Here is a 13,343-nt window from a genome sequence, read left to right as displayed (position 1 = left end):
ACGAAAAATCCGCGTGTCGCGTAGGCCCTAGAAACGTCGTAAATCGATTGTCATCGGTAGCTCGTCACTGATTTCCACATTCGGTATAGGAAGTTTCCCCGGCGTGTGTCCGACGCGGAAGAACCGCGCCATCCGCCGGCTCTCCGCTTCGTTGGCGTTGACCGGCAACGTCTCGTAATTACGCCCGCCCGGATGCGCGACGTGGTACTGGCAACCGCCCAGCGAACGGCCCATCCAGGTGTCGAGCAAGTCGAACACCAGCGGCGCGTGCACGGGTATGGTCGGTTGCAGACAGTTGGCCGGTTGCCACGCGCGGTAACGCACGCCGGCAACGAACTCGCCAACCCGTCCGGTCGGGTGCAACGGCACGGCAATGCCGTTACACGTCAGCAAATAGCGCTGCGGTGGCAAACCTTTGATCTTGACCTGCAAGCGCTCCAGCGATGAGTCGACATAACGCACCGTGCCACCTGTCGCGCCCTCCTCGCCGAGCACATGCCACGGCTCCAGCGCCTGACGCAGCTCCAGTTCGATGCCGTTGACGGCGTAATCGCCGACCTTGGGAAAACGAAACTCCAGATGCGCGGCAAACCATTCCGCGCGCAGCGGATAACCGGCGCTGTTGAGTTCGACGATGACGTCGGCGAAGTCCTGCTCGATAAAGTGCGGCAGCAGAAAGCGGTCATGCAGCTCGGTGCCCCAACGCGCCAGTTTCGGCGGCGCATAAGGTTCGCGCCAGAAACGCGCGACCAGCGCCCGCAACAGCAATTGTTGAGCGAGGCTCATGCGTGCGTGAGGCGGCATTTCAAACGCACGCAGTTCCAGCAGGCCGAGACGCCCGGTGGCGCCGTCCGGTGAGTACAGTTTGTCGATGCAGAACTCGGCCCGGTGAGTATTACCGGTAACGTCGATCAGCAAGTTGCGCAGCAGTCGATCGACCAGCCACGGCGCGCACTCCTCGCCCGCTTCGGGCATCTGCGCGAAAGCGATTTCCAGTTCGTACAGCGCATCGTTGCGCGCCTCGTCGACACGCGGTGCCTGCGAGGTCGGGCCGATGAACAGTCCGGAAAACAGATACGACAGCGACGGATGGTTATGCCAGTAACTGATCAGGCTGCGCAGCAGATCGGGGCGACGCAAGAACGGTGAGTCCGCCGGCGTAGCACCGCCGAGAACGAAGTGGTTACCGCCGCCAGTGCCGGTATGGCGACCATCGATCATGAACTTCTCGGTGGTCAGGCGGGTTTGCCGTGCCTCTTCATAGAGAAACTCGGTGCGCTCGACCAATTCGTCCCAGGTCGCCGACGGCTGCACATTCACCTCGATCACACCGGGATCCGGGGTAATCCGGAAATTGCTCAGACGTGGATCGCTCGGCGGCTCGTAGCCCTCCAGCAACACCGGGCAATGCAGTTCTTCGGCGGTGGCTTCAATGGCCGCCACCAGTTCCAGATAATCCTCGACCCGCTCCAGCGGCGGCATGAACAGGTACAACCGCCCCTCGCGAGACTCGGCGCAGAATGCGGTGCGGGTCAGCCAGTCAGCGGATTCGTCGACTTTCGGCACACGTTCGTCAGTCGCTGCAGGTTCGCCATGGCGGTTGAGCTGAGCGGTTTCTGGCAGTTCAGGGAAGTCCTGATTGGGGTCCTGAGGATGAATGAACGGATACTCGGCGGCTTTCACCCACGGCTGCGAACCCAGCGGCAGGCGATAACCCAGCGGCGAATCCCCCGGGACCAATCGGCAATGTTCGTCACGCAGATACCAGCGCCCGCTCTGCCATTGATCGCCCTTGGCGGTGCGCGCCAGCGGCAGCACTTGGCCAATGACTTTATTCAGGCCCTGACTGAACACCTTGCGCAAGCGTGCGCGCTCCAGAGGCTCCTCCAGACGTGAGTCTTCGGCGCTGACGTTGCTCGGCAACGTGCCCTCACGCCAGAGGTAATAGAAATTGTCTTCGTAGGCCGGAAACACAAAACGCGTAGGTAATTTCAGGCGCTCGGCGACACTTGCGAGGAAGCGTCCGGCCAATTCGCCATTGGTGCCGTAATCCTGCTGCTCATCGGCGATCAAGGCGTCGTTGTGCCAGATCGGGACGCCGTCGCGCCGCCAATAGCAATTGAGCGACCAGCGCGGCAATTGCTCGCCGGGGTACCACTTGCCCTGACCGAAATGCACCAGCCCCTGCGGAGCGTAGTGTTTGCGCATGCGCTGGAACAGTTCGGCGGAAAGCCTACGTTTATCCGCACCCAACGCGGCGGTGTTCCACTCGGCACCATCCGGATCATCGATTGAGACGAAGGTCGGCTCGCCGCCCATGGTCAGGCGTACGTCATCCGCCAGCAGGTCGGCATCAATCTGTCGGCCCAGCGCCTGAATCGCCAGCCATTGCTCATCGCTGTAAGGCTTGGTGACGCGCGGCGCCTCCCAAATCCGTTCCACCGACATTTCGTGGCTGAACACACATTCGCACGGCTCGACCAAGCCACTGATCGGCGCCGCCGAGGACGGATCCGGACTACAGGCCAACGGGATATGCCCTTCACCGGCGAACAGCCCGGACGTAGCGTCAAGGCCGATCCAGCCAGCGCCCGGCAGATACACCTCGCACCAGGCGTGCAGATCGGTGAAATCAACTTCAGTGCCGGACGGCCCATCAAGACTTTTCACATCTGCGGTCAGTTGAATCAGATAGCCGGAGACAAAACGTGCAGCCAGGCCGAGATTGCGCAGCAATTGCACCAGCAACCACGCCGAATCGCGGCAGGAACCGCAAGCGTGTTCGAGGGTGTGCTCCGGGGTCTGCACGCCCGGCTCCATGCGGATCAGGTAACGGATGTCTTCGCTCAGGCGCTGATTGAGCGCCACCAGAAAATCCACCGCCGGCAGCGGCGTGCGATCGATGCCGTCCAGATAAGCTTTGAACGCGGGGGTCAGCGGCAAGGTTTCGAGGTACGGCGCCAGCTCCTTGCGCTCGTCGGCGGCATAGGCGAAGGGGATTTTCTCGGCGTAGGGTTCGAGGAAGAAGTCGAACGGGTTGAACACGGCCATCTCGGCCAGCAGATCGACCTCGATGCGCAACTCGTCGGTTTTCTCGGGGAACACCAATCGGGCGAGGTAGTTGCCCTGAGGGTCCTGCTGCCAGTTGATGAAGTGCTGCTCGGGCGAGACTTTCAGCGCATACGACAGAATCCGCGTGCGGCTGTGGGCGGCCGGGCGCAGACGAACGATCTGCGGGCCGAGTTCGACAGCGCGGTCGTAGCGGTAATGCGTGACGTGATGCAATGCGACATGAATCGACACGGCGTGCCTCCTGCGAGCCTAAGCGTATTCGAAAGCGCGCAAGACTTATGCCATGCACAGGCTTGGGCGCTTTCCCGGAATGCTTAAGGCAGTACAGCACCAAAATCGGGCGATGCGGGGAAATGGTTTGGGCTGATTGCACGTAAATGTTGCGAAGAGCCCCTCACCCTAGCCCTCTCCCAGAGGGAGAGGGGACTGACCGAGGTGGATGTCGGAACTACGCCGACTTGAAAGTCTTGAGTCGAACCCGGATTTTGAAAAGCATGGAGGTCTGTTACGAAGAGCCCCTCACCCTAGCCCTCTCCCAAAGGGAGAGGGGACTGACCGAGGTGGATGTCGGAACTACGCCGACTTGAAAGCCTTGAGTCGAACTCAGGTTTTGAAAAGCATGAAGATCTGCTCCCTTTCCCCTCGCCCCCTTGGGGGCGGTCCGACGTTTCGGGAGGGCTGGGGTGAGGGGGATGGATCTTGCGGCCTACATAAATCCAACGGCAGAAATGCAAAACGCCAACCCGAAGGTTGGCGTTTTCATTAGCGCGGTACGACCGGCTTGCGGGTCGGCTTCGGCCCTTTGCCTTTCGCCGCGTCCTTGCGCTCCTTGGCTGCCTGCTGGTTGCGGGCAAACGCCGCCGCCTTGGCCTGTTCACGCTTGTCCCAAGGGTTACCACCATCACTGGCACGCGGCGGCAGGCCGGTATGCTGAGTGAGGATCTTGGTGGTCTTCTCTTTGCCTTCCTTCGCCACTTTATGGCTACCGGCCGGCGTCGAGTTCTTGCGACGGGCGCTCTGGTAGCTGTCGGTAGCCGGTTGATGAGTCGGGATCAATTGATCCTTGCCCGAACCGATCAAATCGCCACGACCCATGCGGATCAGCGCCTCACGCAGCATCGGCCAGCCTTTCGGGTCGTGATAACGCAAGAACGCCTTGTGCAGACGACGCTGCTCTTCGCTCTTGACGATGGTCACGCCGTCGCTCTTGTAAGTGACCTTGCGCAGCGGGTTCTTGCCCGAGTGGTACATCGCGGTGGCGGTGGCCATCGGCGACGGGTAGAACGCCTGCACCTGGTCAGCGCGGAAGCCATTGCCCTTGAGCCACAGGGCGAGGTTCATCATGTCTTCGTCGGTGGTGCCCGGGTGGGCGGCGATGAAGTACGGAATCAGGTACTGCTCCTTGCCCGCTTCCTTGGTGTACTTCTCGAACATGCGCTTGAACTTGTCATAGCTGCCAATGCCCGGCTTCATCATCTGGTTGAGCGGACCTTCCTCGGTGTGTTCCGGGGCGATCTTCAGGTAGCCACCAACGTGGTGGGTCACCAGCTCTTTGACGTACTCCGGCGACTCGACCGCGAGGTCGTAACGCAGACCGGAGGCGATCAGAATCTTCTTCACACCCGGCAACGCACGGGCGCTGCGGTACAGCTGAATCAGCGACGAGTGGTCGGTGTTCAGGTTCGGGCAGATGCCCGGGAACACGCAGGACGGCTTGCGGCACGCCGATTCGATTTCCGGGGTTTTGCAGGCGATGCGGTACATGTTCGCGGTCGGGCCGCCGAGGTCAGAGATGACGCCGGTGAAGCCTGGGACCTTGTCGCGGATCTCTTCGATTTCGCGAATGATCGACTCTTCAGAACGGTTCTGGATGATCCGGCCTTCGTGCTCGGTGATCGAGCAGAAGGTGCAGCCACCGAAGCAGCCACGCATGATGTTCACCGAGAAACGGATCATGTCGTAGGCCGGGATCTTCTCCTTGCCGTACGCCGGGTGCGGAACACGGGCGTAAGGCATGCCGAACACGTAGTCCATTTCTTCAGTGGTCATCGGAATCGGCGGCGGGTTGAACCAGACGTCGACTTCGCCATGCTTTTGCACCAGCGCACGGGCGTTGCCCGGGTTGGTTTCCAGGTGCAGCACGCGGTTGGCGTGGGCATACAGAACCGCATCGCCACGGACCTTTTCAACCGACGGCAGACGAATCACGGTCTTGTCACGGGTCATGCGCGGGCTGGCCAGAATCTGTACGACCTTGGCTTCCTGCGGATCTTCAACCGGACCTTTTTCCTGCTCGATGGCACAGGCCTGGGTGTCCTGGGTATTCACGTACGGGTTGATGATCTTGTCGACCTTGCCCGGACGGTCGATACGCGTCGAGTCGACTTCGTACCAGTCTTTCGGCGTATCGCGACGGATGAACGCGGTGCCGCGCACGTCGGTGATGTCTTCGATCTTGTGACCATAGGACAGACGCTGGGCAACTTCGACGATCGCGCGCTCGGCGTTGCCGTACAGCAGAATGTCGGCGCTGGCGTCGATCAGGATCGAGTTACGCACACGATCCTGCCAGTAGTCGTAGTGGGCGATGCGGCGCAGCGAGGCTTCGATGCCGCCGAGGACGATCGGCACGTGCTTGTAGGCTTCCTTGCAGCGCTGGCTGTAAACCAGGCTCGCGCGGTCCGGACGCTTGCCGGCCATGCCGCCTGGCGTATAGGCGTCATCGGAACGGATTTTCTTGTCGGCGGTATAGCGGTTGATCATCGAGTCCATGTTGCCCGCCGCAACCCCGAAGAACAGGTTCGGCTCGCCGAGCTTCATGAAGTCGTCTTTCGACTGCCAGTTCGGCTGGGCAATGATCCCGACGCGGAAGCCCTGAGACTCCAGCAGCCGGCCAATGATCGCCATGCCGAACGACGGGTGATCGACGTAGGCATCACCGGTAACAATGATGATGTCGCACGAATCCCAGCCAAGCTGATCCATCTCCTCCCTGCTCATCGGCAGGAATGGCGCTGGCCCGAAACATTCGGCCCAATATTTTGGATAGTCAAATAACGGCTTGGCTGCTTGCATGTCGACGACCGGTGTTGAAGTGAAAAATCGCGGGCGCGGAATATAGCACAAATTTTGACCAATTCCGACGGCAATGGTCGGTTTCTCTCAGAGTCCGCAGCGCGCCCGGATCGACACCGGCGCCAGACAAAAAAACCGACATATCAGCCCGACACTCATGCACCACTGATGCGACAAACCTTCAAGGATGAAGCCATGTCACCCAAACTGCCTGTCAAAGGCACCCTTACCAACGATCCGCACCCGCGCTCCACACCACCGTCACACCCAGGCCCGCGCAGCCCCGGTCCTTCGTCAGCGGTCGAGACGAATTTCCCCGCCATGACGCCGACAGAAACACCCGACAACGCCAGCGGAGGACGCTCCGCGACATCTGCCGTCACCGTCAGCCGCACGCCTTCCGGCGCCGCCATGGTGACCGCAAACGTGCGACGCTCGCTGGAGGACTACTGGATAACCACCGAGGCCCGATTGCCTGCTGCCGATACGCAGGGCTTGCGCACGTTCAAAGGTCGGCGCTACGTCGACATCCCCGGCGGCCATATCGTGGAGGTGGCCATAGACCCGGGCTTCAACCTCTACCGAGCCAGACTGGCCAGCGAGCGCTATCCCTCAGGTCCAGTGTTGAGGCGTGACCCTCAGAGCAAACTCTGGGTGCCACTCGAGCAATCAGACACGCCGATACTTCGTCCGATAGAAGTTTTGAACAGTGAACTGGACGATCTCTCAAGGTTGATGCGCGAGTCGACCGAGATTGGCAAACAACTCGAACGGGCGGTGCACACGCAGGAGGGCCAGGAAGGCCAACGAGCAGCACTCGCATTGTTCGAATTGCAATGCCACAAACACTTGGTGTTGCTGGAACAGACCTACGATTTTTTCATCCGCGAACAGGTCACGCTGCTGCTCTACAAAGGCGCCACCGCTTACCAGAACGAGCTCTTCAGCATTCAGAGCAAACGTTTCGAGATCTACAGCGAAGTCATGCTCGCCAGTGATACCCGCAAGCGCCTGGAAATCCCCGCCGACACTCAGCTCACCCTGGACCATCGCCGCTCGATGGCGAGTTATCTGAAAAGCAAACTGGGCCTGTTGCGCAAGCGCCAGGTCATTGCCGAGGAAATCCTGAAAAAATCGCACTACTCCAAAGAGCAGTTGGCTGAGCTGGACTACGACCCAATGGAACTGCACGAAACCCTGGCTGACTGGCTCTATACCAAAAGCCATTTGCTGGCGGCAGAACTCGCTGACAGCGCCGTGGTTTACTACGCATTGTCCTTTTCAGAACTGATGATTGCCTTCCGTAACATCGACAACATTCCGCTTGCAGTGCGCACAGCGGTATTGAGTGATCTGATCGACCAATGCACTTCGATCAAAGCCTCTTACGAATATCTTGAATTCCCCCCGACCCCAGCTCAGCTGGCCTCCCGGCAAGAGATGATCGAGGCGGTCAGGTCCTTCGAGAACACGCTTGAAGAGCGGATGCTGCAGCATCATCAAGATCTGGAAAGCGCCCCGCTGTCGCTGCCGCCAGATCAATCCATCGACTTTGACTTCATTCCGGCACAAGGCAAAAACCAGCCTGCGCTTTCCGCCAGGAGAATGTTCCGCAGCAAACACCACGGGGTGTTCAAGATCCGCGTGGGCAGGCCGCGTCGCAGCGCGATCAATGAAGAATTGATCGACGTCATGCACCCCCACCGGCCCGCAGAAATTCTGCAGACCTATGAACGCCAGGATGGCGAATGGCAACGCCGGGTGGTCACTCAGGAAAAAAGCCTCGCCAAGCTCAGCCTTCAGGCCGAGCAGCACCTGGACCTGTCAGACCAGCATTTACGCGTGGCCCTGCGTGATGAGGCGGCCAGACACAACGCCACCAGCATCGTCGATTTCCTCGGCGCAAAAGCCGAGATCCTCGATGATCTGTGCCTGGGCTTGGGCCGCGCGCCGACACCTGTCGGCAGCGACATCGCCGTGCTCATTTCGCGCTTGAAACACGACAGCCAGCGCTTGCGCAGCGAAGGCGAAGCCATTCGCATCCGGCTCTACAAAGATCGGGACTGTCTGAGCGCCGACCGGGTGGTGTACCTGATGCGCCACGATGAGCTGCGCGTCAAACGAACCCAAAACCGTCTGGCGCTCGGCAAGGGCCAGTCGCGGGACTTTCTCGATGTTTACTCACTAAACGACCGCCACACGGGCGAACCGTTGTGGGAGGCGCATTTTCACTATGCAAAAAAAGACACCCACGCGCTGGATTTCAAGCGCGATGGCGGCCATTTGAAAACGCTTGAGCAAGCCAGGCTGGGCGCTGCCTCCCAGCGCCGGGACGAGCAGGCCGGCCGGCCTCACCTCGCCATCTGGCGGCTGACGCTCGACAAAAAAACCGCGCAGAAGATTTTCGACATGGCCACCTGAGGCTGTGGTGCGCCAACCGATGTAACCGGCAATGAAGCCGACAACGCGTCAGCGCCGATTAAGGGGCCGATGCACAAACTGTTCAAGGATGAATAACCATGCCCATTAAATCGCCTTCCAAAGGCATCGACACCGGCGTCCCGACCGTTCGCCCGAACCCGGCGACGGAGGTCACCCCGCCGCGCCCGGATACACCCCGTGCCAACGCTCTGGAGCCGACGCTTACGGTTGACAGTCCACTGCGCCCGAACTCCCCCACCGTGCCGGCGGACCTTGACGCCATACGGCCGGCGCTGGTCGTAACGGTTCAGCCGACCGACCCTCCTGCCGAAGTGCTGCGTGCGGTCACTCAGCCGCTGAGGCATTACCGACTGACGGCCGCTAGCACACTGCCAGAGGTGGATGCCGAAGGACTGCGAACCTACAAGGGCCGCCAATACGTCGACGTGGCCGATGGCGGTGTTGTTCTGGTCAGTAAAGATCCGGAAACAGGGCTGTACCGGGCCAGACTGCCGAGTGAATCGAAGCCCTCAGGTCCAGCGCTGTTACGCGACCCTGACAGCGCAAAGTGGCATGAACTGGAGCTCTTCGAGCCCGTCACTTTTGCCCTGTCGGCTACTCGCCTGGAGCCTTTTCGCACGGCGCTGGATTTCAGCACCCGCATGGTCGACAGCGACGGTCTCCACCGTTTCAACGGCAAGCTCTACGCCGTGATCGATCAGCACAGCTATCAAGTGCTTCACGATCTCGATGCATCAACCCCGCTGACCACGGTGATGCGCATCGTCCGCCCCGAGGATCCGGTGGCCAGTGACAGCAACAATGTTTATGTCGCGACGCGCCCAGGTCGCTCCGAACCGGTTGTCCTCGATCCGCGCGACGGTTGGGTCGCCATCAATATCGCGGGAGCGGGCGGTATGCGCCGCAGTCAGTCGGAGCGCCTGGCGGGGCAAAGTCTGGCGGATCGCCTCGGCGCCTTCGCCCGACGCCTGCGCAGCCCGGAATCGCGGGCCAGAACGTTGTTTCCCACTTACGACAATCCACAGATTGCCGCTTACCTGCGCTCGTTGGGCGATGACGTCGCCAACGGGCTGGCTCTGCGCGAGAACGCCTACAAAAATCTAAAGGAGGAGTTGCAAGCCTGGGCGCAAGCTTCTGCCAGCACTGCCCAAGGCTGGGTTGAGCTGGCCACAAAGCAAATCAAACGCTGCTGGCGACATGAAACCGGGAGCACGTTGAAACTGCCACCCGGCGGTGGGTTTCTGCCAAGCCTGACGGCTGATTTCAATCATGTGCGCACGCTGGAACTGAATGCGCACGCCTGGTCGGACTCGGCCGAGGCCTTTCTCAAGCGCTTTACCGGCCTGGAACATTTGACCCTCAGCGGCTGCGGCCTGAAAAAGTTGCCCACAGGCGTCGCTGAAATGAATCACTTGAGCAGCTTGAATCTGCGCGCCAATGGTTTGCAACTCGATGCTTCCAGTGCCGACAGATTGAGTCTGTTCACTCGGCTGGAAAGCCTCGTCCTGTCGGATAACCCCTTGGGGCATCTGCCCGATTTCAGCGGTCTGTCACGACTCAAAGTGCTGGATTTGAACAGCACCGCCATCGATCAGTGGCCAGCAGGATTAACCGGACTTCTCGCAGCGGAGCGAATCGACTTGCGCAACAACCGCCTCAGCGAGGTGCCAGCAGACCGGCTCAATCCGCCCGATGATCAACTGGAAGCAGTCGCCCGGCTCAATCAGCACATTTGGCTGGAGGGCAATCCTTTCCCTGAGGGTTACTGGAGGCAATTCGAATTGTTTTGGCAGCGCGTCGAGCAGAATCAGCCGCAACTGTCAGTCGGCTTCCCATCTGACGCATTCAGACTGGAAAAGAACATTACCGAGGTCTCGCTGGCGCAGAGCCTGAACCCGGGAATGGACGTGAGCGCCGCCAAAAAACACGTTATGCAATTGGGCGACAACGCCATGGCAAAGCTGGTTGATCGCCAGCAAGCGCGCGTTGCACTGGACACGCAGCTGGCCACCTACGTGGATGAAAATGCACATTTACCGCTGTATGAACGCTCAAGGATCCGCGACGTTGTCAGGGACATTCAACGCAGTTGGTTGAAAAGAGACGGCTCGGTCCTGGACCTCTCCTTTGTCGCCGCCCCGACAACAGACCTGATTACCCCACTGCCCGCCTTGACCGGCGATTTCAGTCATGTGCATCACTTGTCGTTGAATGGCTTCATGTGGACCACCGGCGCCGATACATTTCTGGCCAATTTTACCCAGCTGCAGTCTTTATCCATCACTGGCTCCACGCTTGATACGTTACCTGCCAGCCTGGCTGAAACGAGCGACCTGAGCATTCTGGAACTGGGCTCGAACCGCATCGAACTCGATGAACAAAACGCCACAAGGCTGAGCACTTTCAGCCGATTGACGCGCCTGGATCTTTCTCACAATCCACTGAAGATAACGCCAGACTTCAGCGCCATGCCGACATTGACCAGCCTGATGCTGAATGACACCGGGATTGGTCAGTGGCCAGCGGGCTTACGCGACAAGACCGCTCTGCAGCACCTGGATTTGCGTAACAATCGACTGACAGAGGTGCCGGAGGAAAACCTTAACCCCACTGCCGAGCAATTTGCAGCAGTCGCGCGAATCAATGCCGTTACCTTGTTGGAGGGCAACGATTTTCCTGCTGACTACAGCGCAAAATTCGACAGCTTCTGGCGACGTGTGCACGCCACTCACCCAGAGCTCGCCTCGCCGTTTCGCGCCAACGCATTCGACAGTGGCGACTCCGCTGTACAGCGTTATCAGCGGCTGTATCCAGGCAAGCCAATCAAGGAATGCAGGGAATACATCTGGAGCCTTGAACCCGACGTCGCGGCAACAAGACTCGCCAGTCTCGAGCAGGAATTCAGTGGTTTGACGACTCAGCTCGATGCCTGGGTTTTTTCTGGAGGCGGTGGCCGTCAACGTTACATCCGCGCCGGTCAATTGGGAATCAACGCCGGAAACCGCGAAGATCGCTACAGCGCGCGTGCGCGGATTTTAAGTTGCTGGCGACGAGAAACAGTACAGAAAGTGGCCAACGACGGAACGCCAATCGGCTTTGAGCTGAATCTGAGTGGCCTCACGCTACAGAGCCTGCCGGATCTGGACATCGACTTCAGCCATGTCGGTTCACTCAGATTGAGCGACATGCAATTGAGCGCATCGCCGGAAGGTTTTCTCACGCGTTTTCGCCATGTGCGCTGGCTCGATCTGTCGCTCAATCAACTGCGTGAACTGCCCCCGGCGATTGCCGAAATGCGCGGTTTGACGCGCCTGTTTCTACAGAAAAACCAGATATCCCTGACCGCCGACAGCGCGCGGATTCTGTCGCAACAATCGACCCTGCGAGCGCTGTGGTTACATGACAATCCGCAACTGGGCATCGCGCCGGACTTCAGCCGGATAGCGGACATGCGCTCACTCGACCTGATGAACACCGGTATCGACACCTATCCGACGGGCCTGCACGACCAGCCGTTGCTGGACATGGTCCGGCTCAACCGCAACCGGATTGCACACATCCCCGACGCCGTCATTGCGCCGCCGGACAATCAGCTGGCGCAAACCTTGCGGGTCAACAACGTCACCAACATTACCGGTAACCCACTGGCCGACGAAACTCGCGGCAGACTTACTGTGTACAACAATCGCCTGATCGCGGCCGGCACGCCCATGACCGGGCCGGATAACCTGTTCGTCACCTCGACACGCATTCCCGGGCAACCTGTGCACAGACTGACACCGAACCTATCGGTGCAGCGCTGGCTCAGGGGGATGCCCGCAGAGCAGGTTTCAGCGAGAACAGCGCAATGGCAAACACTGCGTGACCAGCCGGGCGCAAATGGCCTGTTCGATACGTTTGAGCGATTGCTGGACGATGTGACCGGCCATGCTGATCTTCAGCGACGGGTCTGGAGCGTCATCGACAGCATCACCGAGAACAGTCCGGAATCGGAAAGCCTGCGCAAGGATCTGTTTGATCGGGCGGGCAGCGCCGCGTGCTGTGACCGAGCCGCGTTCACCTTCTCCAACCTCGAGAACCGCGCGCTGATGTACCGCGCCCGCGCGCAAGCGACTGACCAGAACCAGGGGCCACAACTGGCGCAACTATCCAAAGCGCTGTTCCGCCTGCACGAGGTCGACAAAATCGCATCGGCGGATATCGCGCAGCGCGAGGCAGACATCGCCCGATCGAGGACACCACAGCAGGCACTCACCCTTCCAGCGCCACATGTTTCCGAGGAAGTCGAGATCAGGTTGTTCTACCGCCACGCCCTGAAAGACCGATTGCAATTGTTGGGACAGCCAGAGCGAATGGGCTTTGCACACTTGGTCAAGGTCTCAACGGAACAACTGGAGAACGCGTTTAGAAGCGTCACGGCACTGGATAACTCGCCGCAAGAGTTCACTGCGTTGGTGTCGAGGGATTTCTGGCAGGAATTCATCGTTCACAAGTATCGAACGCAGTTTGAAGCGCAACGCCTGCCGTTTCAGGATCAGCAAACCTCACTCGACGAAACCTACGCCAACAAGGCGCTTTCGTTCAGCGAGTACGATACTCGAGCCAAAGCGCTGCAAAGCGCTTTGGCCAAGGAGGAAGAGGCATTGATCGCAACGCTGACCCGCCAGGAACTGCGCGAACAGTCGACACGCAATGCCGCCGGGCAGGCCGCTGGCGGTTCTGCGTAACACGATGACCGCGCACGGTTGGCCGAA

4 protein-coding genes are annotated in these 13,343 nt (G+C 59.8%); 2 read left to right on the top strand and 2 right to left on the bottom strand.

The features are described from left to right. Window positions 1–27: 27 nt before the first annotated feature. Both A8O26_RS06100 and A8O26_RS06095 read right to left on the bottom strand, forming a co-directional pair. Window positions 28–3,303, bottom strand: a complete 3,276-nt coding sequence (locus tag A8O26_RS06100; protein ID WP_064117203.1) for a DUF2126 domain-containing protein — start codon at window positions 3,301–3,303, stop codon at window positions 28–30. Window positions 3,304–3,834: 531 nt separating this feature from the next. After that, on the bottom strand, window positions 3,835–6,147 hold the full coding sequence (locus A8O26_RS06095; protein WP_007915855.1) for a YgiQ family radical SAM protein: 2,313 nt from the start codon (window positions 6,145–6,147) through the stop codon (window positions 3,835–3,837). A gap of 195 nt (window positions 6,148–6,342) precedes the next feature. Here A8O26_RS06095 and A8O26_RS06090 point away from each other — a divergent pair, with 195 nt between their 5' ends. After that, entirely contained in the window at window positions 6,343–8,568 is a 2,226-nt protein-coding gene (locus A8O26_RS06090; protein WP_155740643.1) for a hypothetical protein, read from the top strand. A gap of 98 nt (window positions 8,569–8,666) precedes the next feature. After that, window positions 8,667–13,316 carry an NEL-type E3 ubiquitin ligase domain-containing protein gene (locus A8O26_RS06085; protein WP_253756707.1) on the top strand — a complete coding sequence of 1,550 codons (4,650 nt, stop codon included), beginning with the start codon at window positions 8,667–8,669 and terminating at the stop codon, window positions 13,314–13,316. The last annotated feature ends 27 nt before the right edge of the window (window positions 13,317–13,343 follow it).

It is taken from the genome of Pseudomonas fluorescens, from assembly GCF_001648775.1.
Classification (GTDB): domain Bacteria; phylum Pseudomonadota; class Gammaproteobacteria; order Pseudomonadales; family Pseudomonadaceae; genus Aquipseudomonas; species Aquipseudomonas fluorescens_M.
This window is presented reverse-complemented; position numbering and strand designations above follow the sequence as displayed.

Excerpts from the sequence above, each read along its gene's own strand:
- A8O26_RS06095 (WP_007915855.1), bottom strand. The coding sequence starts at position 6,147 with ATGCAAGCAGCCAAGCCGTTATTTGACTATCCAAAATATTGGGCCGAA.
- A8O26_RS06090 (WP_155740643.1), top strand. The coding sequence starts at position 6,343 with ATGTCACCCAAACTGCCTGTCAAAGGCACCCTTACCAACGATCCGCAC.
- A8O26_RS06085 (WP_253756707.1), top strand. The coding sequence starts at position 8,667 with ATGCCCATTAAATCGCCTTCCAAAGGCATCGACACCGGCGTCCCGACC.